The sequence below is a fragment of the Serratia sp. BNK-12 genome, assembly GCF_047456085.1.
Classification (GTDB): domain Bacteria; phylum Pseudomonadota; class Gammaproteobacteria; order Enterobacterales; family Enterobacteriaceae; genus Serratia; species Serratia liquefaciens.
Genome location: NZ_CP179896.1, coordinates 3,356,626 through 3,380,925, shown reverse-complemented (window position 1 = coordinate 3,380,925; position 24,300 = coordinate 3,356,626). Strand labels below are relative to the sequence as shown.

Annotated in this window: 19 protein-coding genes; 17 read left to right on the top strand and 2 right to left on the bottom strand. The window is 54.7% G+C overall.

The features are described from left to right. The first annotated feature begins 79 nt into the window (after window positions 1–79). From aroA to lpxK, 7 genes are all read left to right on the top strand, one after another. Complete coding sequence (gene aroA, locus ACMGG1_RS15770; RefSeq protein WP_128864116.1) at window positions 80–1,366, top strand: 3-phosphoshikimate 1-carboxyvinyltransferase; 1,287 nt, start codon at window positions 80–82, stop codon at window positions 1,364–1,366. A 277-nt stretch (window positions 1,367–1,643) separates the two neighbouring features. Further along, entirely contained in the window at window positions 1,644–2,333 is a 690-nt protein-coding gene (gene cmk / locus ACMGG1_RS15765) for a (d)CMP kinase (protein WP_020826129.1), read from the top strand. Window positions 2,334–2,514: 181 nt separating this feature from the next. Next, window positions 2,515–4,188: a 30S ribosomal protein S1 gene (rpsA, locus tag ACMGG1_RS15760; protein ID WP_020826130.1), complete on the top strand. Its 1,674-nt coding sequence runs from the start codon at window positions 2,515–2,517 to the stop codon at window positions 4,186–4,188. Between the two features lie 63 nt (window positions 4,189–4,251). Further along, window positions 4,252–4,536 carry an integration host factor subunit beta gene (ihfB, locus tag ACMGG1_RS15755; protein WP_004942652.1) on the top strand — a complete coding sequence of 95 codons (285 nt, stop codon included), beginning with the start codon at window positions 4,252–4,254 and terminating at the stop codon, window positions 4,534–4,536. 250 nt (window positions 4,537–4,786) lie between these two features. Then, window positions 4,787–7,087 carry a ComEC family protein gene (locus ACMGG1_RS15750; RefSeq protein ID WP_414161454.1) on the top strand — a complete coding sequence of 767 codons (2,301 nt, stop codon included), beginning with the start codon at window positions 4,787–4,789 and terminating at the stop codon, window positions 7,085–7,087. A gap of 35 nt (window positions 7,088–7,122) precedes the next feature. Next, on the top strand, window positions 7,123–8,871 hold the full coding sequence (gene msbA / locus ACMGG1_RS15745) for a lipid A ABC transporter ATP-binding protein/permease MsbA (protein ID WP_128864118.1): 1,749 nt from the start codon (window positions 7,123–7,125) through the stop codon (window positions 8,869–8,871). Then, window positions 8,871–9,851 carry a tetraacyldisaccharide 4'-kinase gene (gene lpxK, locus ACMGG1_RS15740; protein ID WP_414160844.1) on the top strand — a complete coding sequence of 327 codons (981 nt, stop codon included), beginning with the start codon at window positions 8,871–8,873 and terminating at the stop codon, window positions 9,849–9,851. Before msbA ends, lpxK begins: the two co-directional genes overlap by 1 nt. Before the next feature lies 1 nt (window position 9,852). Here the strand turns inward: lpxK and ACMGG1_RS15735 are convergent, their stop codons facing one another. Then, a complete protein-coding gene (locus ACMGG1_RS15735) occupies window positions 9,853–11,259 on the bottom strand; it encodes a VOC family protein (RefSeq protein WP_020826135.1) in 1,407 nt (468 codons plus the stop codon). A 527-nt stretch (window positions 11,260–11,786) separates the two neighbouring features. Here ACMGG1_RS15735 and ACMGG1_RS15730 point away from each other — a divergent pair. From ACMGG1_RS15730 to ACMGG1_RS15705, 6 genes are all read left to right on the top strand, one after another. Next, window positions 11,787–11,996, top strand: coding sequence for a cold-shock protein (locus tag ACMGG1_RS15730; RefSeq protein WP_020826136.1), 210 nt, complete (start codon window positions 11,787–11,789; stop codon window positions 11,994–11,996). Window positions 11,997–12,217: 221 nt separating this feature from the next. Then, window positions 12,218–12,439, top strand: coding sequence for a cold-shock protein (locus ACMGG1_RS15725; protein ID WP_006320799.1), 222 nt, complete (start codon window positions 12,218–12,220; stop codon window positions 12,437–12,439). Between the two features lie 109 nt (window positions 12,440–12,548). Then, window positions 12,549–13,775, top strand: a complete 1,227-nt coding sequence (locus ACMGG1_RS15720; RefSeq protein ID WP_130015491.1) for a winged helix-turn-helix domain-containing protein — start codon at window positions 12,549–12,551, stop codon at window positions 13,773–13,775. Window positions 13,776–14,065: 290 nt separating this feature from the next. After that, the gene (locus ACMGG1_RS15715; RefSeq protein WP_006320791.1) at window positions 14,066–14,248 is read left to right on the top strand and encodes a Trm112 family protein; all 183 of its coding nucleotides are present in this window, start codon (window positions 14,066–14,068) and stop codon (window positions 14,246–14,248) included. Beyond that, window positions 14,245–14,994, top strand: a complete 750-nt coding sequence (gene kdsB, locus ACMGG1_RS15710) for a 3-deoxy-manno-octulosonate cytidylyltransferase (protein ID WP_129983605.1) — start codon at window positions 14,245–14,247, stop codon at window positions 14,992–14,994. The genes ACMGG1_RS15715 and kdsB overlap by 4 nt, the downstream gene beginning before the upstream one ends. Before the next feature lie 149 nt (window positions 14,995–15,143). After that, window positions 15,144–16,040 carry a YcbJ family phosphotransferase gene (locus ACMGG1_RS15705; RefSeq protein WP_128864121.1) on the top strand — a complete coding sequence of 299 codons (897 nt, stop codon included), beginning with the start codon at window positions 15,144–15,146 and terminating at the stop codon, window positions 16,038–16,040. Window positions 16,041–16,046: 6 nt separating this feature from the next. Here ACMGG1_RS15705 and elyC read toward each other — a convergent pair whose 3' ends face one another. After that, window positions 16,047–16,820: an envelope biogenesis factor ElyC gene (gene elyC, locus ACMGG1_RS15700; RefSeq protein WP_046373991.1), complete on the bottom strand. Its 774-nt coding sequence runs from the start codon at window positions 16,818–16,820 to the stop codon at window positions 16,047–16,049. 151 nt (window positions 16,821–16,971) lie between these two features. On the opposite strand from elyC, the gene cmoM reads away from it, so the two are divergent. The 4 genes from cmoM to mukB are packed head-to-tail and all read left to right on the top strand — an operon-like array spanning window position 16,972 to window position 24,233. Continuing rightward, window positions 16,972–17,757, top strand: coding sequence for a tRNA uridine 5-oxyacetic acid(34) methyltransferase CmoM (cmoM, locus tag ACMGG1_RS15695; RefSeq protein WP_414160843.1), 786 nt, complete (start codon window positions 16,972–16,974; stop codon window positions 17,755–17,757). Next, entirely contained in the window at window positions 17,754–19,076 is a 1,323-nt protein-coding gene (mukF, locus tag ACMGG1_RS15690; protein ID WP_020826143.1) for a chromosome partition protein MukF, read from the top strand. The genes cmoM and mukF overlap by 4 nt, the downstream gene beginning before the upstream one ends. Next, window positions 19,057–19,785 carry a chromosome partition protein MukE gene (gene mukE, locus ACMGG1_RS15685; RefSeq protein WP_414160842.1) on the top strand — a complete coding sequence of 243 codons (729 nt, stop codon included), beginning with the start codon at window positions 19,057–19,059 and terminating at the stop codon, window positions 19,783–19,785. Before mukF ends, mukE begins: the two co-directional genes overlap by 20 nt. Further along, window positions 19,782–24,233 (top strand): chromosome partition protein MukB, encoded by a 4,452-nt coding sequence (mukB, locus tag ACMGG1_RS15680; RefSeq protein ID WP_020826145.1) that lies wholly within the window; start codon window positions 19,782–19,784, stop codon window positions 24,231–24,233. The genes mukE and mukB overlap by 4 nt, the downstream gene beginning before the upstream one ends. Window positions 24,234–24,300 lie beyond the last annotated feature (67 nt).

The window sequence follows — 24,300 nt, the reverse complement described above, 5'->3', positions numbered from 1 at the left end:
GTTGTCCTTTTGCGTTAAAGCGGCTCCGGCATTATCCCGGGGCCGTTTCGTTTATCAGATTTTGGAGATTTTTGTTCACATGGTGGATTCCCTGACGTTACAACCGGTTGCCTTGGTCAATGGCACCGTCAACTTACCTGGCTCCAAGAGCGTGTCCAACCGTGCTCTGCTGCTGGCTGCGCTGGCGGAGGGGACGACGACGCTGACCAATCTGCTGGACAGCGATGACGTGCGCCATATGCTGAATGCGCTACAGGCATTAGGGGTGAGTTACCAACTGTCAGACGATCGTACCACCTGTACAGTCGAAGGTGTTGCCGGCCCGCTGGTGGCTAATCAACCGCTTGAGCTGTTCCTCGGCAATGCCGGCACCGCGATGCGCCCTTTGGCGGCTGCGCTGTGCCTGGGCAGCAATGATGTGGTGTTGACCGGCGAACCACGGATGAAAGAGCGCCCAATCGGTCATCTGGTGGATGCCCTGCGTCAGGGTGGCGCGCAGATTGATTATCTGGAGCAGACCGATTACCCGCCATTGCGCCTGCGCGGTGGCTTCCAGGGCGGTGATGTGACCGTGGACGGCAGCGTATCCAGTCAGTTTCTTACCGCATTGCTGATGACGGCACCGCTGGCCAAACAGGACACCCATATCCATATCAAGGGCGAGCTGGTTTCCAAGCCGTACATTGATATCACCCTGCATCTGATGCGCACTTTCGGCGTTGAAGTCAGCCACGACAACTATCGCGTGTTCCACATTAGCGGTGGCCAAACCTATCGCTCACCGGGTGATTATCTGGTGGAAGGGGATGCCTCTTCCGCGTCTTATTTCCTGGCGGCAGCGGCAATTAAAGGCGGTACTGTCCGCGTTACCGGCATTGGTAGAAAAAGCGTTCAGGGCGACACCAAGTTTGCCGACGTGCTGGAAAAAATGGGCGCACGTATTACCTGGGGCGATGACTATATTGAATGCAGCCGCGGTGAACTGCGCGGTATCGACATGGACATGAACCATATTCCTGATGCGGCAATGACCATCGCAACCGCAGCCCTGTTTGCCGAAGGCCCGACCACCATCCGCAATATCTACAACTGGCGGGTTAAAGAGACCGATCGCCTGGCGGCGATGGCGACGGAGCTGCGTAAAGTGGGGGCTGAGGTGGATGAAGGGGAAGACTACATTCACGTGGTGCCACCGGCCAAGCTGAAATTTGCCGATATCGGCACCTATAATGACCACCGCATGGCGATGTGCTTCTCGCTGGTGGCGTTATCGGACACCCCAGTGACCATTCTCGATCCGAAATGTACCGCGAAAACCTTCCCGGATTACTTCGAACAGCTGGCGCGCATCAGTCAATTGGCATAACTCCACAGTCAGATGCTTTTTTTTAAGGCCCTTAATTGGGCCTTTATCGTTTTTAACGCCCGCAGGCTGCGGGCGTCCACTATACTTTTGCGCGGACGTACGCTTATTTTCAACAACCAGACAGTTCCAGGGTAACAGTTAGTCGTTTGGCAGCGTATAATACGCCACCGTGACTGCCCCGACTGGGCAGGCTGCAGGGACGCTTTTAATTATGCTTTCGCATTGTGCTGACGGCAGGTTATGTCCCTGTGAGGTTTTCTACCTGAAGGAGAGAGAAATGACGGCTACAGCTCCGGTGATAACCGTTGATGGACCAAGTGGCGCAGGCAAAGGTACTTTGTGTAAGGCGCTGGCCGAATCCCTTGGTTGGCGTTTGCTGGATTCCGGTGCGATCTATCGCGTACTGGCACTGGCGGCACTGCATCATCAGGTTGATATCACTTCTGAGGAGGCGCTGGTTCCCCTGGCCGCACATCTCGATGTTCGCTTTGTTGCCGAAGGTGGCAAACTGCAGGTGATTTTGGAAGGTGAGGATGTCAGCAATGAGATCCGCACTGAAACCGTCGGCAATACCGCTTCGCAGGCAGCGGCTTTTCCGCGCGTGCGTGAAGCCTTGTTGCGGCGCCAGCGTGCATTCCGCGAGGCCCCGGGCCTGATTGCCGATGGACGCGACATGGGCACCGTGGTATTCCCCGATGCGCCGGTAAAAATTTTCCTGGATGCCAGTTCTGAAGAGCGTGCGCACCGCCGCATGCTACAGTTGCAGGAAAAGGGCTTTAATGTTAACTTTGAACGTCTTTTAGCCGAGATAAAGGAACGGGATGACCGTGACCGTAATCGGCCTATCGCGCCACTGGTGCCGGCCTCCGACGCCCTCGTGCTGGATTCAACCAGCATGTCGATCGACGAAGTCATCCAGCGTGCGCTGACATATGCACATGAAGTTTTAGCGTTGCCGCAGCAGTAAGCGCGGCGGCGTTATTGGCTTTTTGTCATATTTGTCATGGCAGTATCGAACTATATCGGGTAAAATTTTACCCCTGTAACCTAAACCCTGTCGGCATGGAGCCAATGGCGGGGTATGTGAAACAACCCCATTCGGCGGGATGCTAAATGGACGTTAAACTATAGAACCCTGAAGATTAAACATGACTGAATCTTTCGCTCAACTCTTTGAAGAATCCCTGAAAACAATCGAAACCCGTCCGGGTTCCATCGTTCGTGGCGTTGTAGTTGCTATCGACAAAGACGTAGTACTGGTTGACGCCGGTCTGAAATCTGAGTCTGCCATCCCGGCTGAGCAATTCAAAAACGCACAGGGCGAGCTGGAAATCCAGGTAGGCGACGAAGTTGATGTTGCGCTGGACGCTGTTGAAGATGGCTTCGGTGAAACTCTGCTGTCCCGTGAGAAAGCTAAGCGTCACGAAGCTTGGATCACGCTGGAAAAAGCTTACGAAGAAGCTGAAACTGTCGTCGGTGTTATCAACGGCAAAGTTAAGGGTGGCTTCACTGTAGAGCTGAACGGTATTCGTGCGTTCCTGCCAGGTTCCCTGGTTGACGTGCGTCCAGTACGTGACACTCTGCACCTGGAAGGCAAAGAGCTTGAGTTCAAAGTCATCAAGCTGGACCAGAAACGCAACAACGTTGTAGTTTCTCGCCGTGCGGTTATCGAATCAGAGAACAGCGCAGAACGTGATCAACTGCTGGAAAACCTGCAGGAAGGCATGGAAGTTAAAGGTATCGTTAAGAACCTCACTGACTACGGTGCATTCGTTGATCTGGGCGGCGTAGACGGCCTGCTGCACATCACTGATATGGCTTGGAAACGCGTTAAGCATCCGAGCGAAATCGTCAACGTTGGCGACGAAATCACTGTTAAAGTGCTGAAGTTCGACCGCGAGCGTACTCGTGTTTCCCTGGGCCTGAAGCAACTGGGCGAAGATCCATGGGTCGCTATCGCGAAACGTTACCCAGAAGGCACCAAGCTGACTGGTCGTGTAACCAACCTGACTGATTACGGCTGCTTCGTAGAAATCGAAGAAGGCGTTGAAGGCCTGGTACACGTTTCTGAAATGGATTGGACCAACAAAAACATCCATCCGTCCAAAGTTGTTAACGTGGGCGATGTAGTGGAAGTTATGGTTCTGGACATCGATGAAGAGCGTCGTCGTATCTCCCTGGGTCTGAAGCAGTGCAAAAACAACCCATGGCAGCAGTTTGCAGAAACCCACAACAAGGGCGACCGCGTTGAAGGTAAAATCAAGTCTATCACTGACTTCGGTATCTTCATCGGCCTGGACGGCGGCATCGACGGCCTGGTTCACCTGTCTGACATCTCCTGGAACGTTGCAGGTGAAGAAGCAGTTCGTGAATACAAGAAAGGCGACGAAATCGCAGCGGTTGTTCTGCAAGTTGATGCAGAGCGCGAGCGTATCTCCCTGGGCGTGAAGCAACTGGCTGAAGACCCGTTCAATAACTACCTGTCTATGAACAAGAAAGGTACTATTGTTACTGGTAAAGTCACTGCAGTTGACGCCAAAGGTGCTACAGTTGAATTAGCAGGCGGCGTAGAAGGTTACCTGCGTGCATCTGAAGCCTCTCGCGACCGCATTGAAGATGCAACTCTGGTTCTGAATGTGGGTGACGACGTTGAAGCTAAATTCACCGGCGTTGACCGTAAGAACCGCGTAGTAAGCCTGTCCGTACGTGCTAAGGACGAAGCTGACGAGAAAGACGCAATCGCTACTGTTAACAACAAACAGGAAGAGAGCAACTTCTCTAACGCTATGGCTGAAGCTTTCAAAGCGGCTAAAGGCGAGTAATGACGGGGGGCGGTTTTTTAATCGCCCCGATACGGTAGTTTAGCTGCAAAGCTTGGAGGAACTATGACCAAGTCTGAACTTATTGAAAGACTTGCTGGCCAGCAATCTCATGTACCGGCGAAAGCCGTTGAGGATGCAGTGAAAGAGATGCTAGAACATATGGCTGCTACGTTAGCCGATGGTGAACGCATTGAGATCCGCGGATTCGGCAGTTTTTCTCTTCACTACCGTGCTCCGCGTGTGGGTCGCAACCCGAAAACTGGTGATAAAGTTGAGTTGGACGGCAAGTACGTTCCTCACTTCAAGCCAGGCAAAGAGCTGCGTGACCGCGCCAATATCTATGGTTAGTCACTGACTTCCATAGAGTTGTTGCTTGTACTGAAATATAAAACGGCGCCCCCAGGGCGCCGTTTTTTTTGGCCTGAACGCTGAGATTGACCGGTTGATTCTGCACTTTTCTGCTTACCACGTCGCAACATGTTGCCCCTGAAGGTAACGGTCATTGTTATTGTGCGGCGCCTCGCGCACGTCTTTAGATTATGGCTGGTGGAACCTGGTCTTGATGTGAACAATCCCGTGATGTTGGCGGCTTGAATAGCTGCCCCAAACAGGGAGAAACCCTATCAAGACCTCGCTGGATTTGGCGATCATCGCGATTATCTGCGGCACTCTGCCCCTGCTTTTCATGCCGCATCTGCCTGACGCACGAATAATGCTATGCGTCACTCTGCCCATCTGTTGTTACCTGTGGCGCAGGGGCTCCCTATGCCGATTTATGGCATGGGGGGCGTTGGGTTTTCTGTGGGCGGTATTCACTGCCGGAAACCTGGTCGACCAAATCAACCGCCTGAGCCAGGGGCCTGTAGTGCATGCCGTGGTCAAGGTTAGCGGCATTGCGCTTGCGGCTACAGCACGCAAGCAGACGGTAATGCATATAGAACAGATTAATGGCAGGTGGTTGGTGCCATCCATTGCGTTTTCCACACTGTGGCAACCCAAAGAGCAACCTTTGTGCGCCGGACAGCGTTGGCAGATGCAACTGCGCCTGCGACCGATGCATGGCAATTTAAATGAAGGGGGCTTCGACAGCCAACGTTGGGCTATCTCGCAGCGTCAACCATTAACGGCGCAGGTAAAGAGCGCCACACTTTTGGATCCCGCCTGTAGCTGGCGACAGCGTATTATCCGCCATGCCGAAAACAATATTGGTACGGTTCGTTATCAGGCCGTTTTACTGGCTTTGGCATTTGGTGAACGCGGGGCACTAGAGCCTTCACTGCGTTCGCTAATGTTAAAAACCGGTATTGCTCACCTGATGGCCATTTCAGGGCTGCATGTGGCGATGGTGGCCATTCTGATTTGGTCTTTGCTGCGGGTAATCCAGTTTTGGTTACCTGCCCACCGAATCGGCTACCGTTTCCCTCTGATTGCCAGTTGGCTCGGGGCGCTAGGTTATATCTGGTTGGCTGGCGCGCACCCGCCGGCGGTAAGAACCGGCCTGGCGTTGACGCTCTGGATGCTGTTGCGCATACGGGGTATTCATTGTTCTTCTTGGCAAGTTTGGTTGTGGTGTATCGGCTTGATACTGATTTGCGATCCGCTGGCGGTGTTGTCCGACAGCTTTTGGCTCTCGGCGACGGCGGTGTTGTGCCTGATATTTTGGTTTGAATGGGTCCCCCTTAGTCCCCGTTTTCGCGTGGGATGGTATTGGGCACCGCTGCGTTGGCTGCATATCCAGTTTGGTATCACATTGTTGCTGGTGCCGATGCAAGCAGGTTTGTTTCTTGGCCTCAGTATGACCTCAATACCGGCCAATCTTTGGGCCGTACCCTTGGTTTCCCTGGTGACGGTTCCGCTGATCCTTCTCGCCGTGGTACTGGGGATTTTCCCTCCGTTGAGTACCGGGTTGTGGTGGGCAGCAGACCTCACGCTGGCGTGGGTCTTCACCCCATTACACTACCTGCAGAATGGGTGGCTTGACCTTGGCGCAGCATCGCTGGTTGTCAGTATTATGGGCTGGTTGATGGTGATTTTCTGGCGCTTTCATTGGTGGCTGCGCTATGTCTCGGTGCTGGTAACGCTGGCAGTGTGCTGCCTGCTGTGGCGGGAGAAAGCCCCGTCATATCGCTGGCGCGTAGATATGCTCGATATTGGTCATGGCTTGGCCATGGTGGTTGAAAAGAATGGCCGCGCGATATTGTACGATACTGGACCCCGTTGGGGGACGGGCAGCGCGGCCACGCGCAATATCGTCCCCTTTCTTAACTGGCGTGGGCTGCCGGTGGATCAAATCGTCATTAGCCACGATCATTTGGACCATATCGGTGGTCTTGAGGAATTGCAGCAGGCATTCCCGCTGGCGACGGTGAGAAGTCCGCGGCTTGGCGCTGGCCACTTACCCTGCGTCGCGGGGGAAAGTTGGCAATGGCAATCGCTGCAATTCCAGGTGCTGTGGCCACCGAAAGCAGTAAAGACCGCGGGAAATGACGACTCGTGCGTCATCCGTATCGATGATGGAAAATACAGCCTGTTGCTGACCGGTGATGCAGAGAAAAGGTCGGAAGCACAGCTGGTACGGCATCAGCGCCATTTGTTGCGCGCGACGATATTACAGGTTCCCCATCATGGCAGTAAAACGTCATCCACTCCGCCATTTTTACGTGCTGTAGCGCCGGAGGCGGCAATAGCTTCCGCATCGCGTTACAATAAATGGCGATTACCTGCGGTTAAAGTCGTCGCCAGATATCGGGAAAATGGCATCATATGGCGCGATACATCGTGCTCCGGTCAGTTATCCGTACTTTTTTTCGACAACGATTGGCAAATTAAAGGCTTTCGTGAACAAATAATGCCCCGTTGGTACCATCAGCGGTTTGGCGTAGAGGGTGATAATGAGTAAAATGGGCCGCTATTTCTTCCGATGCTGGTATTTGCATGATGAATGATAAAGATCTCTCCACCTGGCAGACTTTCCGTCGCCTCTGGCCGATGATCACACCTTTTAAGACCGGGCTGATCGTGGCCGCCATTGCGTTGGTAATGAACGCAGCCAGCGACGCCTTTATGCTGTCTTTGCTTAAACCTTTATTGGATGACGGTTTTGGGAAAACGGAAAGCACTATCCTGCTGTGGATGCCATTGGCCGTTATTGGCCTGATGGTGGTGCGCGGGGCGACGGGCTTTGTTTCCAGCTATTGCATTTCATGGGTTTCCGGCATGGTGGTGATGCACATGCGTCGTCGTCTGTTTGGCCACATGATGAGAATGCCGGTGTCCTTCTTCGACCAGCAATCTACCGGTACATTACTGTCTCGCATCACTTATGATTCCGAGCAGGTCGCTTCATCCTCGTCCAGTGCACTGGTGACCGTGGTGCGTGAAGGGGCGTCGATCATCGCGCTGTTCACCATGATGTTCTATTACAGCTGGCAGCTTTCGGTGATCCTGATCGTCCTGGCCCCGATTGTCTCTATTGCGATCCGCATCGTTTCCAAGCGCTTCCGTAATATCAGTAAAAACATGCAGAACACCATGGGGCAGGTGACTACCAGCGCCGAGCAGATGCTGAAAGGCCACAAGGAAGTTCTGATTTTCGGCGGCCAGCAGGTTGAAACCGATCGCTTCAATTCGGTCAGCAACCGCATGCGTCAACAGGGCATGAAGTTAGTTTCCGCTTCCTCTATCTCTGACCCTATCATTCAGTTGATCGCTTCACTGGCTCTGGCCTTTGTGCTGTATGCCGCCAGCTTCCCAAGCGTGATGGAAACCCTGACTGCCGGTACCATCACCGTGGTGTTCTCTTCGATGATCGCTCTGATGCGTCCGCTGAAGTCACTGACTAACGTCAACGCGCAGTTCCAGCGTGGGATGGCCGCGTGCCAGACCCTGTTCTCGATTCTGGACATGGAGCAGGAAAAAGACACCGGTACCCGCGAAGTGACTCGTGCGAAAGGCGACATCGAATTCCGCAATGTTACTTTCTACTATCCAGGCAAAGAAACCCCAGCGCTGCGTGATATCAATCTGAGCATTTCAGAAGGTAAAACGGTGGCGTTGGTGGGCCGTTCAGGATCGGGCAAGTCGACCATCGCCAATTTGCTGACCCGGTTCTATGACGTTCAGGAAGGCGAGATCCTGATGGATGGTCACGATCTGCGCGAATACACGCTTGCGTCGTTGCGCGATCAGGTAGCCCTGGTTTCGCAAAATGTGCATTTGTTCAATGACACCATCGCCAACAACATCGCTTACGCGCGTGAGGAACGCTATACCCGCGAAGAGATAGAGAAGGCCGCGCGCATGGCTTACGCCATGGATTTCATAGAGAAAATGGAAAATGGTCTGGATACGGTAATTGGCGAGAATGGCGTAATGCTTTCCGGTGGTCAGCGCCAGCGTATCGCCATCGCCCGTGCCTTGCTGCGCGATTGCCCGATTCTGATCCTCGATGAAGCCACCTCGGCACTGGACACCGAATCAGAGCGTGCTATTCAGGCCGCGTTGGATGAATTGCAGAAAAACCGTACTTCATTAGTGATTGCGCACCGTCTGTCGACGATTGAGAAAGCCGATGAAATCCTGGTGGTTGAGGATGGCCGTATCGTCGAGCGTGGCGAGCATGCCGTATTGATCGAAAAGCAGGGCGCCTATGCCCAGCTGCACCGTATGCAGTTTGGTCAATAATGATCGAACGCATCTGGTCAGGCAGTTCGCTGGTTTATTTGCTGTTGTTACCGCTGTCCTGGCTGTATGGCCTGGTCAGCGGACTGATTCGGCTCAGCTACCGTTGCGGCCTGCGTAAAAGCTGGCGTGCGCCGGTACCGGTAGTGGTGGTGGGAAATCTCACCGCTGGCGGCAATGGCAAAACCCCGATGGTGATCTGGCTGGTGGAGCAGTTGCAGCAGCGTGGTTACCGGGTGGGTGTCGTTTCGCGCGGTTATGGCGGTAAAGCAAAGGCGTATCCGCTGTTACTCAATGCGAGTACTACTACCCGGCAGGCCGGGGATGAGCCGGTTCTGATATATCAACGTACCGCCGCGCCAGTCGCCATCTCGCCGAACCGTGCGGAAGCGGTTCAGGCGCTGCTTAAGCAGCACCGACTTGATGTCGTGATTACCGATGACGGTTTGCAGCATTACGCCTTACAGCGCGATTTTGAATTGGTCGTGATTGATGGTGTACGCCGCTTCGGGAACGGTTGGTGGTTGCCTGCGGGCCCGATGCGCGAACGCGTTTCACGTTTGAACAGCGTTGATGCATTGATTACCAACGGTGGCGTGGCGCAACCGGGTGAAATTGCCATGCGATTGCAGGCGCGCGAAGCGGTGAATGTTGCCACTGGCGAACGCCGGCCCGCGGTTGAATTGCCGCATGTGGTGGCGATGGCCGGCATTGGCCATCCGCCGCGCTTCTTCGCCACGCTGGAAAAGCTGGGTGTGGATGTTGAAAGAGAAGTGGCGTTTGCCGATCATCAGGAATACCAACATGACCCGCTGGCGGCGCTGGTAACCTCAGGACAAACGCTGCTGATGACTGAAAAAGATGCGGTCAAATGCCGGGCTTTTGCCCAGTCTAACTGGTGGTATTTACCGGTTGATGCGGTACTTCCCTCCGAGCAGGCTGAGCAACTGCTGCAAAACATCGAAGCCCTGCTGAAGCAATAATTCAAACCGCTAGCGCGTGCAGCCCCAAGGCTTGCGCGCAGGCGTCTATCGAGCGTTGCTGTGTTTGCTGATACAGCGATAGCTCATCGATCACCTCGGCTCCCAAAGCCAGTTCAAACGCCGCTTTGCTGGACGTTGCGTTGTACTGCGCATGGCTGGTATCGCCGAGATTCGACTGGAAAATACCCGCGGCACTGACCGGCAAGAAATCTTCATACACTAATGGCTGGAAGCGGATATATTCCTTGGCAATCAACTGTTCCAGCGTGCTGTGCTGATCCAATGAGTCTTTGGCTGCCAGCCCGCATTCGGTCGGGAAATAGCGGAACCAGGCCAACTGCTGCTCTCGCAGGGTGGCATAATCATCCGGAAACGCCTGAAAATTTTGCGCCAGCAGTTGATTGTAGCGATCTGCGTTTTTCTCGTTGGGTGGTGCCTGCAGTGCATCGTTGGTAGCCTGCAGCAGACGATCGTAGAGTGCGCGGCCTTTCGTCGTCAACGCAACGCCGCGCTGTTCTATTTCACCGAAGCGGGCAGTATGGTGCCCGTGAACGGCGCTGCCGTCATGCTCAACGAAATCGACGTTTTCCTCCAGCGCTTTAAAGCTGGTTTGGCGCAGCAGGATAGGGCGGCGACGCGGCGGTGGCCCTTCAATCACCGCTTTGGGAGTGATGCCTCGGCCAGGCATTGCCTGTTGAACCAGGTCGATATTAAGGGTGCGCGGCGTCAGGTGGTTAATGTGCGGGCCTTTGAACGCGACCACGTCAGCAATCAAACGGTGTTGGTCGTGCAACTGCTGATATTCGGCTGCGCTGACCGTCGCCCGGCTGTGCCAACGGAAGGTTTCCAGCGCTTGCTCGACAAATTCGTCGGCCTGGTTCTCGTCCAACCCACCCTGGGCTTCCTGCAAGGCGATCAGCTCCAGTGCGCGCTCGGTAAATATTCTACGACGCGCCAACAGTTGTTGCGCCAGTTGACGTAGTTCCGGATTATCAATCAGCTCTAGTCGCAAGAGCGAAGTGAACACGCGAAAGGGGCTGATTTGCAGCGCGTCTTCATGCACCGCACGAAATGCGGTGGAGTGGACCGGAACGCCTGCCACGGCCAGATCGTAATAACCGACCGGGGACATGCCCATAACGTTAAACAGCCGCCGCAGGGTCGCCAGTTCTTGCTCAGTTCCCACCCGGATAGCGCCGTGACGCTCCATGGCCAGCCGTTCGATTTCGCCGGTAATTTGTAGTTGATGAGCCAATGCGGCATCTTCGCGCAGGACCTGTCTGTTAGTTTCCGCTACCAGTTCGAGCAAATCGCCGTACAGAGGTACCTCTTTTTGGTACATCTCTGACATGGCGTGGGAGAATCTGGCGCGGATTTCATTCGGTGAGACGAACTGCTGGGCGGTCATGCGCATAGCTCCTTGATTCAGTATAATCTGAAAAATTATATTTTTGACGGCATAAGTGCTGGCTGAAAGGCCATCTGCCTTGTTTTCACCTCAAGTTTAGCCATGTCGATTGGGTTTTGTTATAGCTTGGGCAAGCATATTAGATTTTTATGCGTTAGCTCTCATTTGAACAGCACAGGGCGGTAACATTGGCCGTCCAGAAGGCAATAACGCCAAGGTTTTTACATAAAAAAAGATAAATTAACTCATGCACAATCATAGACATAAAAACAAATTCGAAGTAATGATAAAAATAAGGCAATAAACCTCTTGTGCAAAGAATAGATTTATGAGTAAATGCAAGTCGGCCTGTGATACAGACCTATTTATGTTCGAGTATAGAGTTAAGTAGTTCCTCCAAAAACGTTATCATCTGATTCCGCTTCAAAGACGAACCTTCTAAGTACCTCCCATAAGTAATGTTTCTAAAAACGGCCTAAATTGCCTTATGGCAGGTTTTGTATATATATTTAAAAGGTAAATGTGTAATGTCTAAGAAGACTGGTCAGGTGAAGTGGTTCAACGAAAGCAAAGGTTTTGGTTTTATTGAACAGAACGACGGTGGAAAAGATGTATTCGTACATTTCTCTGCAATCGCGACCGACGGTTTCAAAACTCTGGCTGAAGGCCAGCGTGTTGAGTATACCATCCAGGACAGCCCGCGCGGGCCGGCTGCCGCCAACGTTGTTGCTCTGTAAGAAAACAGGGAATAGCGTAAAACGATCTTAATACAACCATGATGATGCGTTAATGCTGATTCATTGCGGAAGATATTAAGTTCAACAAGCCCGCCGTAGTGCGGGTTTTTTATTTTTTGCTCACGAGAGGTTTGTTACGAAAAACTTTAGGATGGGCTGGTAGCGTCCAACAATAATAAAAAAGACGTTGTTATGGATGCTCAAGTAAAAGGATATAAGTTATGTTTAAAAATACTGTGTTACAAATGGGCCGTGTGAAATGGTTTGATCAAGCCGCAGGCTATGGTTTTATTTCACCGGTAGACGGTAGCGACGAAATTTATGTAAGCCGTCGTTCTATCGCCAATACTAAAAATAAATCATTGAACGAAGGTCAGAACGTTGAGTTCTCGATCTATCGCAGCTCTCATGGGCTGTCAGCGGCAGACGTTATCGCGTTCTGACCCATCCCTTCCTCGCCAGTGCCGGTGCCGCCACCCCAAGCACTGGCGAAGATAAATTCCCCGATATCCACTATTATCAAGCGATTGCTCAATCACTTCGGATATCAGGATGAACACCCCCGTTATTTCTCTTACTGCCGCCCGTGCGCTCCACCTTGCCGCACAGGGGTTGTTAACCCCGATAAAACGTAAAGCCAAGCCCGACGATGTGGTTGCCGCCATTCAGCGTATGGGCCTCCTGCAAATCGATACCATCAGCGTTGTCGCTCGCAGCCCCTATTTGGTGCTGTTCAGCCGCTTGGGTGATTATCAGCCCGAATGGCTGGAACAGGCGCTGGCCGGTAGACAGTTGTTCGAGTACTGGGCACATGAAGCCTGCTTTTTACCCATTGAAGATTTTGGCCTGCTGCGACATCGTATGCTGCAGCCTCAGGAGATGGGCTGGAAGTATTCCGAAGAGTGGGTGCAGGAACACCGCACGGCCATTGACGCACTGCTGCAACATATAGAAGCCTGCGGGCCGGTACGTTCGGCTGATTTTAGCGCCGAGAAGAAAGGGAATAGCGGTTGGTGGGATTGGAAACCGGAAAAGCGGCATCTTGAGATCCTGTTTACCGCCGGCAAACTTATGGTGGCCGAGCGACGCAACTTCCACCGCGTTTATGATCTTACTGAAAGGTTAATGCCCCATTGGGATGATGACAGGCACGTATTGGCGGCCGATCATGCGCGGCATGAGATGCTGAAGCGTACCTGTCGCTTCCTTGGGATATTCAAGGCTGAATGGCTGGCAGATTACTACCGACTGAAGCGAGTGGCGCCGAAGGCACTCCTGGCCGGGTTACAGCAGCAGGGGGAAGTGCTGCCGGTGTTGATCGACGGATTGGACGGGGAATTTTACGTACACCATTCGCTGGCCGCAGAACTGCACCTGGCGGAGCAAGGAAAGCTGAAATCAAGCGTAACCACTCTGCTTTCTCCCTTCGATCCAGTGGTTTGGGATCGCCGCCGCGCCCTGGAGTTGTTCGATTTCGATTACCGGTTGGAGTGTTACACGCCAAAAGAAAAACGGCAGTATGGCTATTTCACCCTTCCCGTGTTGCAACGTGGAGAACTGATTGGTCGCATTGATGCAAAAATGCATCGTCGGCAGGGTATATTTGAAATCATCAGTTTCCATCCGCAGACCAAGGTTCGTTTTGGCAAACAGCGTATGCAGGATATTCGGCAAGCCATCACCCGCAGTGCAAAATGGCACGGTGCAAATCAGGTTATTTTGGGTGATATTCCGGCACCGCTGGCGACCGAATGGCGCGAGGGTTGGGAAGTGGAATAACGAACGGCGTTGTCGGCGTGGGTAAAACGAATTCCAGCGCCGCTCGTTACAAGGGGGTGGCCTCAGTTGCTGAAGTTGGCAAACATGGCGATGATCTTATGAATACGTTTGATCATGAGAAATATCTTTTTGTGATATGAATCACAAAATTCTACGCCTGCGCCATTGCCAGTTCAATCCCTGCAGCAGATTAAAACGCAACAGCAAGGCAGCCGGTGATTAACCTGACGTATAGCGTTGTGCTATCCTCATCCACTTTCCTTACGTAAGATCTCCACCCTGGAGGAAGCATGGACCACCGTTTACTCGAAATCGTTGCCTGTCCGGTCTGCAACGGCAAGCTCTATTTCAACAAAGAAAACCAGGAACTGGTGTGTAAAGTGGATGGCTTGGCCTACCCGCTGCGTGATGGCATTCCGGTTCTGCTGGAAAATGAGGCGCGGGCGCTGTCATTGGATGAGAAACACGCATGAGTTTCATCGCTATTATTCCAGCTCGTTATGCTTCAACCCGTTTGCCTGGGAAACCACTGGCCGATATTCACGGTAAGCCGATGGTGGTGCACGTCATGGAACGTGCGCGCGAGTCCGGTGCCAGCCGCGTTATTGTGGCGACCGACCACCCAGCCGTCGCCGAAGCGGTGAAAGCGGCCGGTGGTGAAGTTTGCATGACCCGGGCCGATCACAATTCGGGCACCGAACGTTTGGCTGAAGTGATCGAGCATTATGGCTTTAATGATGACGAAATCATCGTTAACGTTCAGGGTGACGAACCTCTTATCCCTCCGGTCATAGTACGGCAGGTGGCTGAAAACCTGGCGGGCAGCCAGGCTGGTATGGCTACCTTGGCAGTGCCGATCGACAGTGCGGAAGAAGCCTTCAACCCCAATGCAGTTAAGGTGGTTATGGATGCGAAGGGCTATGCGCTCTACTTTTCACGCGCCACCATTCCGTGGGATCGTGAACGTTTCGCCCAATCCAAAGAGAGCATCGGCGACAGCCTGTTGCGGCATATCGGCATTTACGCCTATCGCGCCGGCTTTGTGCGCCGTTATGTCACCTGGGCGCCAAGCCAACTGGAACAAATTGAGCTGCTGGAGCAGTTGCGGGTGCTGTGGTACGGCGAAAAAATCCACGTGGCGGTTGCCAAGGCAATGCCGAGTGTGGGGGTTGATACGCCGGAAGACTTGCAGCGTGTCCGTGACAGCATGAAAAGCTGATCATTGAACGCCGGTGCGCCACACGGCGCACCGGCGGCATTATCATTTCCCTTCTTATATCCCCATTTTGTTGATCTGCGTTGAAGAATTTATCTGCTTAGCGTTCGATGATAGCTGCGTCTCTTCCTATCTCTTGAGGCTATTTCCTTATGGAGCAGTTACGCGCTGAACTGAGTATTGTGCTGGGTGAGTCTATCAGCCGACTGGAACGCGTCAGCGAGCAGCCTTATGCACACATGTATTCACTGTACGACCAACAGGGGCACGCTATTCCGCTGATGGCGAAAAGCTTTGTCTGCCAAGGGATTGCCCAGCAGGAGGCCTATAAGCTGTCGATGCTGGCGCGCGAAGGCGATATTCGTTTGCCGACGGTGTATGGCGTGGTCTATACCCAGCAATCACCCTATAAAGAGATCTTGCTGATAGAACGTTTGCGGGGCGTATCCGCAGAAGCGCCGACGCGCACACCGGATCGCTGGAATTCGTTGATGGAACAGGTGGTCGACGGCATATTAGCCTGGCACCGCATCGACAGCCACGGCTGCGTCGGCACGGTCGACAGCACTCAGGAAAACGACTGGTTCTGCTGGTATCAACAGCGGGTGGAAGTGCTGTGGTCAACGGTCAGCAACCTTAATTCGCCGCAGCTGACGATGGCAGACCGTCGCTTGCTGTATCGCACACGTGAAGCATTGACCCATTTTTTTGTCGGATTCGACGATCCCTGCGTGCTGGTGCACGGCAACTTGTCGCTACGCAGTATGTTAAAAGACCCCAAAAGCGATCAATTACTGGCGATGTTGAACCCTGGAATGATGCTGTGGGCGCCACGGGAATATGAGCTTTTCAGGCTGTGTGAGGCAGGAATGCCCAGTCAGTTGCTGTTTTATTATTTGCAACGTGCGCCGGTGGCGGAATCTTTCCTGGTGCGGCGCTGGTTGTATGTGGTGTGGGAGGCGGTGGGGCGGTTGATTCATACCGGCAAGCTGGATAGGCAACCGTTTGATTATGCTTCCAAACAGCTGCTGCCCTGGCTTGCCGGTTAAGCTTGTTTAGTCGACAGAAACCTCATCGGCCCCTTTAAGCCATTGCCACAGGCTGCCGAGCGTTTCATACCAGGCGCGTTCGCTGTGGCCAAGGAACATAGCCGATGGCACCACGCGATCCCAGATATTCAAACGTGAGCTGATGGCCAATTGGTTGGCCGGTGCCGGGATAGGGTGCAGCCCCTTGGCTTCAAAGAAGCGCATCGCCCTTGGCAAATGGTTAGCCGAGGTCACCAGAATAAAGGGCTGTTGCCCGACCAGCTTCGACACCTGCAACGCCTCTTGCTCGGTATCCATCGGGCGATCCAACAGCACCATGTCGCTGCCTGGCACTCCCAGGCTTTCCGCTACCTTCGCCGCCGTCGCCGCGTTACTCAGAGTATTGGGCCCCCCGGCTCCGGTGAATACCATTTTTGCCCCGGGATGCGCGAGATACAGGCGCACGCCTTCCGTGACGCGTGGCAGGCTGTTACCGATCAGGTTGGAACTGGGGGCCCAATCGGGATTAAAGGTATAACCGCCTCCCAGCACCACGATATACTTTACCGGGTCAGTGCCGCGATAGGTGACATACTCCGATTCGATTGGGCGTAGCAGCCTGTCGGCCACCGGCTGCAGGCTGAAAAGCAGTAAAAACAGCCAGCTCAACGTCAAAATGACCCTGCCGCTTTTTTGCCAACGGGTGAACCACAGCAGCAACAGCGCCAGTCCCATCAACAGCAGCAGTGCAGGTAACGGCATTAAAATGGCGCCAATGAACTTTTTCAGGTTAAACAGCATCAAAAATCAGGTCCTTTTGGGCGAAAAAACGACATCCGGGCACATTCAGGCCGCAAGAAGATTCATTCTAAGCCAGTCTGTGCCAAAATAGCAGGTTTGAATGGGCTGGCGCTTTGCCCCCAACAGAATAAGATCAGCGGAGCCGTTGTCCATGCAGGATCGCAATTTTGACGATATTGCTGAAAAGTTTGCGCGTAATATTTACGGCACCACCAAAGGGAAAATCCGTCAGGCGGTAGTCTGGCAGGATCTGACCACGCTGTTGGCCCAGTTGCCGCAGCGGCCGCTGCGCATTCTGGATGCCGGCGGCGGCGAAGGCCATATGGCCTGCCAATTGGCAGAATTAGGACATCAGGTGTTGTTGTGCGATCTTTCTGGTGAGATGATCCAACGCGCCGCATTACTGGCTGAGCAGAAAGGTGTGAGCCAGAACATGCAATTCATACAAAGTTCAGCACAGGATATTGGCCAACATTTGGAACAGCCGGTTGATCTGGTATTGTTTCATGCTGTGCTTGAATGGATTGCCGAACCTGAAGCGGCACTGCGGGCGTTGTTCGACTGCCTGCTGCCAGGTGGCGCACTGTCATTGATGTTCTTTAATGCCAATGGCCTCTTGATGCGTAACGTGGTGTTGGGTAATTTCCAACTGGTGAACCCCGAGGTCAGAAGACGCAGAAAGCGTTCGTTGTCACCGCAAAATCCACATAGTCCGCCGCAGGTATACGGCTGGCTGGAACAATTGGGCATGCGCATCAGCGGGAAAACCGGCGTGCGGGTGTTCCACGATTACCTGCAAAGCAGGCAGTTACAGACGCAAAAATTTGAAGAGTTACTGGCGCTTGAACAGCACTATTGCCGGCAGGAGCCGTACGTGAGTTTGGGGCGCTATATTCACGTCATGGCGCATAAACCAAACCTGAAGGACGAACTATGAGTGAATTTTCCCAGACAGTACCCGAACTGGTCGCCTGGGCACGGAAAAATGATTTCTCTATTTCGCTCCCTACGGAGCGTCTCGCGTTTTTGCTTGCTATCGCCACATTGAACGGCGAGCGGCTGGACGGCGAGATGAGCGAAGGTGAGCTGGTTGATGCATTTCGCCATGTCAGCAAGGGTTTCGAACAGACGCATGAAACGGTGGCGGTCCGCGCCAACAATGCGATTAACGACATGGTGCGCCAGCGCCTGTTAAACCGCTTCACCAGCGAACTGGCGGACGGTAACGCAATTTACCGTTTGACGCCGCTGGGGATCGGCATTACCGATTACTATATTCGTCAGCGCGAATTCTCCACGCTGCGTCTGTCGATGCAGCTGTCGATCGTGGCGCAGGAGCTGAAACGCGCCGCCGACGCCGCCGAAGAGGGCGGTGACGATTTCCACTGGCACCGCAACGTGTTTGCCCCGCTGAAATATTCGGTAGCGGAAATCTTCGACAGCATCGACATGACCCAACGGGTGATGGATGAACAGCAGCAGGGCGTAAAAGATGATATCGCCGCGCTGCTGAACCAGGACTGGCGGGCGGCCATTTCCAGCTGTGAGATGCTGCTGTCCGAAACCTCAGGCACCCTGCGTGAACTGCAGGATACTCTGGAGGCGGCAGGCGACAAGCTGCAGGCCAACCTGCTGCGCATTCAGGATGCTACACTGGGTGGCGCGGAGCTGGGCTTCGTCGATAAGCTGGTGTTCGACTTGCAAAGCAAGCTCGACCGCATCATCAGTTGGGGCCAGCAGGCGATCGACCTGTGGATTGGCTACGACCGCCACGTGCACAAATTTATCCGTACCGCGATCGACATGGACAAGAACCGGGTGTTCGCCCAGCGTTTGCGCCAGTCGGTGCAGAACTATTTCGACAACCCATGGACACTGACCCATGCCAACGCCGATCGCCTGCTGGATATGCGTGACGAAGAGCTGGCCTTGCGCAGCGAGGAAGTGACCGGGGAATTGCCGCCGGATCTGGAATTCGAGGAGTTCAGCGAAATTCGCGAGCAGCTGGCGGCCATGATCGAACAGGCGTTGAAGATTTATCAGGAACAACAGATGCCGCTCAATTTAGGGGCGGTGATGCGCGATTATCTGGCGCAATATCCGCGTGCCCGTCATTTCGATGTGGCACGTATAGTGGTCGACCAGGCAGTGCGCCTTGGTGTGGCTGAAGCAGATTTTTCAGGGTTGCCGGCACAATGGCAGGCAATCAATGATTACGGAGCCAAGGTCCAGGCCCATGTCATCGACAAATATTGAACAAGTAATGCCAGTCAAGCTGGCCAAGGCATTGTCTAACGCGCTGTTTCCTGCGCTGGACAGCCATCTGCGCGCAGGTCGTCACATCGGTATCGATGAGCTGGACAACCACGCCTTCTTAATGGATTTCCAGGATGAACTGGAAGAGTTTTACGCCCGCTACAGCGTGGAGTTGATCCGCGCGCCGGAAGGGTTCTTCTATCTGCGTCCGCGCTCCACTACCCTGATCCCGCGTTCGGTTTTATCCGAGCTGGACATGATGGTGGGGAAAATCCTGTGCTATCTCTACCTCAGCCCGGAGCGTCTGGCGCATGAGGGGATCTTCAGCCACCAGGAGCTGTACGACGAGTTGTTGAGCCTGGCAGACGAAACCAAATTGCTGAAGTTCGTTAATCAGCGCTCTACCGGTTCGGATCTCGATCGCCAGAAGCTGCACGAAAAAGTGCGCACTTCACTGAACCGCCTGCGTCGTCTGGGCATGATCTACTTCATGGGCAATGACAGCAGCAAGTTCCGCATCACCGAAGCGGTGTTCCGCTTTGGCGCCGATGTGCGCAGCGGTGACGATCCGCGTGAAGCACAGTTACGTATGATCCGTGACGGCGAAGCGATGCCGGTTGAAAACAGCCTGTCGCTGACTGATGAAAGCGATGCTGAAGATTCGCAGCTTGATACCACACCGGAAAGTGCAGAGGATGAACAGGAATGATTGAACGCGGTAAATTTCGCTCGCTGACGCTGGTCAACTGGAACGGCTTCTTCGCCCGCACCTTTGATCTCGATGAGTTGGTGACCACGCTGTCCGGCGGTAACGGGGCAGGGAAATCCACCACCATGGCGGCTTTCGTCACTGCGCTTATCCCCGACTTGACGCTGTTGCACTTTCGTAACACCACAGAAGCCGGCGCCACCAGCGGCTCGCGCGACAAAGGTCTTCACGGTAAGCTGCGTGCCGGGGTGTGTTATTCCACTCTCGACGTGATCAACTCACGCCACCAGCGTGTGGTGGTGGGCGTGCGCCTGCAACAGGTGGCCGGCCGTGACCGTAAAGTGGACATCAAGCCATTCACCATTCAGGGCCTGCCAACGGCAGTACAGCCGACCGAACTTTTGACCCAAACGGTGGGCGAGCGCCAGGCGCGCGTGCTGACACTGCAGGAGTTGAAAGAGCGCGTTGAAGAGATGGAAGGCGTGCAGTTCAAGCAATTCAACTCCATCACCGACTACCACTCATTAATGTTCGATCTGGGCGTGATCCCGAAACGCTTGCGTTCATCGTCCGATCGCAGCAAGTTCTATCGCCTGATCGAAGCTTCACTGTACGGCGGTATTTCCAGCGCCATCACCCGCTCATTGCGCGACTATCTGTTGCCGGAAAACAGCGGCGTGCGCAAGGCCTTCCAGGACATGGAAGCGGCGCTGCGTGAAAACCGCATGACGCTGGAAGCGATCCGCGTGACCCAAAGCGATCGCGATCTGTTCAAGCACCTGATTTCAGAAGCCACCTCCTACGTGGCGGCGGACTATATGCGCCATGCCAATGAGCGGCGTATTCATCTGGACGGCGCGCTGGCATTGCGCAGCGATCTGTTGGGCAGCCGCAAACAGCTGGCTGCTGAGCAGTATCGCCATGTGGAAATGGCGCGCGAACTGGCGGAGCAGAGTGGCGCAGAATCCGATCTGGAAACGGATTATCAGGCCGCCAGCGATCACCTTAACCTGGTGCAGACGGCGATGCGTCAGCAGGAAAAGATCGAGCGCTATGAAGGCGATCTGGAAGAGCTGACCTACCGTCTGGAAGAACAGAACGAAGTGGTGGCGGAGGCCAGCGAACAGCAGGCCGAAAACGAAGCGCGCGCCGAGGCGGCCGAACTGGAAGTGGATGAGCTGAAAAGCCAACTCGCCGACTACCAGCAGGCGCTGGACGTGCAGCAGACCCGCGCCATTCAATATCAGCAAGCGTTGCAGGCGTTGGAACGTGCGCGAGCACTGTGCCAACTGCCGGAGCTGACCGCCGAAAATGCCGAACAGTGGCTGGATACCTTCCAGGCGCGCGAGCAAGAGGCGACGGAAGCCTTGCTGATGCTCGAGCAGAAACTGAGCGTGGCCGATGCCGCGCACGGTCAGTTTGAACAGGCTTATCAGCTGGTGGGGAAAATCGCCGGCCAGGTCAGCCGCAGCGAAGCCTGGCAGTGCGCGCGCGAATTGCTGCGCGACTGGCCATCGCAACAACACCTTGCCGAACGCGTACAGCCATTGCGCATGCGCCTGAGCGAGCTGGAACAACGTCTGCGCTCCCAGCAGGATGCCGAACGCCTGCTGCAGGAATTCTGCAAGCGCCATGGTCAGCAGTATCAGCCGGATGAACTCGATGCTCTGCAACAAGAGCTGGAAGAGCGTCTGGAGTCGCTGTCGCAAAGCGTCAGCGAGGCCGGCGAACGCCGGATGGAAATGCGCCAGGAACTGGAGCAAATTCAGCAACGCATTCGTGAGCTCACCACCCGCGCCCCTGTCTGGTTAGCGGCGCAGGATGCCCTGAGCCAGCTCAGCGAGCAGAGCGGCGAACCGCTGGAAAGCAGCCAGCAGGTGACTGAGTACATGCAGCAACTGCTGGAGCGCGAACGTGAAACCACCGTTGAGCGTGACGAAGTGGCTGCCAGCAAGCGTGCGGTTGAAGCGCAGATCGAACGTCTCAGCCAGCCGGGCGGGGCCGAAGACCAACGCCTGGTTACGCTGGCCGAACGTTTTGGCGGCGTGCTGCTCTCCGAAATTTACGACGATGTCACTATCGACGATGCGCCTTACTTCTCCGCATTGTATGGCCCGTCGCGTCACGCGATCGTGGTGCCGGATCTGTCGCTGGTTCGCGAAATGCTGGAAGGGTTGGAAGATTGCCCGGAAGATCTCTATCTGATCGAAGGGGATCCGCAGTCATTCGATGACAGCGTGTTCGCCGTTGAAGAGCAGGACCGCGCGGTGTTGGTGAAAACCGCCGATCGTCAATGGCGTTACTCCCGTTATCCGGAAGTGCCGCTGTTTGGTCGCGCTGCCCGCGAAAACCGCCTTGAAGTGCTGCACGCCGAGCGTGAAACGCTGGCCGAGCGTTACGCCACGCTGTCATTCGACGTGCAAAAGACCCAGCGTTCGCATCAGGCCTTCAGCCGCTTCATCGGCTCTCATCTGGCGGTGGCGTTTGACGCCGATCCGGAAGCGGAAATCCGCAGCCTCACATCCCGTCGCGGTGAAGTAGAGCGTGCGCTGAACAACCATGAAGCGCAGAACCAGCAGCAACGCCAGCAATATGAGCAGGCGAAAGAAGGCATCTCCGCGCTGAACCGCCTGATGCCGTTGGTCTCATTGTTAAACGATGAAACCCTGCAGGATCGCGTAGAAGAAATCCGTGAAGAGCTGGAAGAGGCGCAGGATGCCGCGCGTCATATTCAGCAGCACGGCGTTTCCCTGACCAAGCTGGAGCCGTTGCTGTCGGTGCTGCAGAGCGATCCGCAGCAACATGAGCAGTTACAGCAGGATTACATCCAGGCGCAAAGCGTACAGCGTCAGGCTAAACAGCAGGCGTTTGCCTTGATCGAAGTGGTGCAGCGCCGCGCGCACTTCGGTTATACCGACTCTGCCGGTATGCAAAACGCCAACAACGATTTGAACGACAAGCTGCGCCAACGTCTTGAACACGCGGAAGCGGAACGTACCCGTGCCCGCGAGCAGTTACGTCAGTACCAGACCCAGTTTACTCAGTACAGCCAAGTGTTGGCGTCGCTGAAAAGCTCCTATGACGCCAAGCGCGACATGCTGAAAGAACTGAGCCAGGAGCTGGTCGACATTGGCGTACAGGCGGATGCCAATGCTGAAGCCCGTGCCCGCGCACGTCGTGATGAACTGCACGCCGGCCTGAGCAACAACCGCGCGCGCCGCAACCAGTTGGAAAAACAGCTGACCTTCTGCGAAGCGGAAATGGACGGTCTGCAGAAGAAACTGCGTAAGCTTGAGCGTGATTACCATCAGTTGCGTGAGCAGGTGGTGACCGCCAAGGCGGGCTGGTGCGCAGTGATGCGCATGGTGAAAGACAACGGGGTTGAACGTCGTCTGCACCGTCGCGAATTGGCCTATATGGACGGCGACGAACTGCGCTCGATGTCGGATAAGGCGCTCGGTGCGCTGCGTCTGGCGGTATCGGATAACGAACATCTGCGCGACGTGCTGCGTCTGTCGGAAGATCCTAAGCGTCCTGAACGCAAGATCCAGTTCTATATCGCGGTGTACCAGCATTTGCGCGAGCGTATTCGTCAGGACATCATTCGTACTGATGACCCGGTTGAGGCTATCGAGCAGATGGAAATCGAGCTGGGCCGTCTGACCGAAGAACTGACCGCCCGTGAGCAGAAGTTGGCGATCAGTTCCAAGAGCGTGGCGAACATCATTCGCAAAACCATCCAGCGCGAACAGAACCGTATCCGCATGCTCAACCAGGGCTTGCAGGCGGTTTCCTTCGGTCAGGTGAAAAGCGTGCGATTGAACGTCAACGTGCGTGAAGCGCATGCGACCCTGTTGGACGTGCTCTCTGAGCAGCAGGAACAGCATCAGGATCTGTTTAACAGCAACCGCCTGACCTTCTCAGAAGCGCTGGCCAAGCTGTACCAGCGCCTGAATCCGCAGATTGATATGGGCCAGCGCACGCCGCAGACCATCGGTGAAGAGCTGCTGGATTACCGTAACTACCTCGAGCTGGAAGTAGAAGTATTCCGCGGCTCCGACGGCTGGTTGCGTGCCGAGAGCGGCGCGTTGTCTACCGGTGAAGCGATCGGTACCGGGATGTCGATTCTGGTGATGGTGGTACAGAGTTGGGAAGAGGAATCTCGCCGCCTGCGCGGTAAAGATATCTCCCCATGCCGTCTGCTGTTCCTCGATGAAGCGGCTCGACTGGATGCCAAATCCATCGCGACCCTGTTTGAGCTGTGCGACCGCCTGGAAATGCAGCTGATCATCGCCGCACCGGAAAACATCAGCCCGGAAAAAGGGACCACGTATAAGCTGGTGCGTAAGGTGTTCCAGAACCATGAACACGTACACGTTGTGGGGCTGCGCGGTTTCGCTAACGAACCGCCTGCGGCACTGGGTGTCACCGCGGCTGAAACGCCGTAAGCGCAAAAAAGCCCGCTAATAATCTGAAAATAGCCGCCCTGGGGTGGCTATTTTTTTGTACGCATGG

Excerpts from the sequence above, each read along its gene's own strand:
- aroA (WP_128864116.1), top strand. The coding sequence starts at position 80 with ATGGTGGATTCCCTGACGTTACAACCGGTTGCCTTGGTCAATGGCACC.
- cmk (WP_020826129.1), top strand. The coding sequence starts at position 1,644 with ATGACGGCTACAGCTCCGGTGATAACCGTTGATGGACCAAGTGGCGCA.
- rpsA (WP_020826130.1), top strand. The coding sequence starts at position 2,515 with ATGACTGAATCTTTCGCTCAACTCTTTGAAGAATCCCTGAAAACAATC.
- ihfB (WP_004942652.1), top strand. The coding sequence starts at position 4,252 with ATGACCAAGTCTGAACTTATTGAAAGACTTGCTGGCCAGCAATCTCAT.
- msbA (WP_128864118.1), top strand. The coding sequence starts at position 7,123 with ATGATGAATGATAAAGATCTCTCCACCTGGCAGACTTTCCGTCGCCTC.
- lpxK (WP_414160844.1), top strand. The coding sequence starts at position 8,871 with ATGATCGAACGCATCTGGTCAGGCAGTTCGCTGGTTTATTTGCTGTTG.
- ACMGG1_RS15735 (WP_020826135.1), bottom strand. The coding sequence starts at position 11,259 with ATGACCGCCCAGCAGTTCGTCTCACCGAATGAAATCCGCGCCAGATTC.
- ACMGG1_RS15730 (WP_020826136.1), top strand. The coding sequence starts at position 11,787 with ATGTCTAAGAAGACTGGTCAGGTGAAGTGGTTCAACGAAAGCAAAGGT.
- ACMGG1_RS15725 (WP_006320799.1), top strand. The coding sequence starts at position 12,218 with ATGTTTAAAAATACTGTGTTACAAATGGGCCGTGTGAAATGGTTTGAT.
- ACMGG1_RS15720 (WP_130015491.1), top strand. The coding sequence starts at position 12,549 with ATGAACACCCCCGTTATTTCTCTTACTGCCGCCCGTGCGCTCCACCTT.
- ACMGG1_RS15715 (WP_006320791.1), top strand. The coding sequence starts at position 14,066 with ATGGACCACCGTTTACTCGAAATCGTTGCCTGTCCGGTCTGCAACGGC.
- kdsB (WP_129983605.1), top strand. The coding sequence starts at position 14,245 with ATGAGTTTCATCGCTATTATTCCAGCTCGTTATGCTTCAACCCGTTTG.
- ACMGG1_RS15705 (WP_128864121.1), top strand. The coding sequence starts at position 15,144 with ATGGAGCAGTTACGCGCTGAACTGAGTATTGTGCTGGGTGAGTCTATC.
- elyC (WP_046373991.1), bottom strand. The coding sequence starts at position 16,820 with ATGCTGTTTAACCTGAAAAAGTTCATTGGCGCCATTTTAATGCCGTTA.
- cmoM (WP_414160843.1), top strand. The coding sequence starts at position 16,972 with ATGCAGGATCGCAATTTTGACGATATTGCTGAAAAGTTTGCGCGTAAT.
- mukF (WP_020826143.1), top strand. The coding sequence starts at position 17,754 with ATGAGTGAATTTTCCCAGACAGTACCCGAACTGGTCGCCTGGGCACGG.
- mukE (WP_414160842.1), top strand. The coding sequence starts at position 19,057 with ATGTCATCGACAAATATTGAACAAGTAATGCCAGTCAAGCTGGCCAAG.
- mukB (WP_020826145.1), top strand. The coding sequence starts at position 19,782 with ATGATTGAACGCGGTAAATTTCGCTCGCTGACGCTGGTCAACTGGAAC.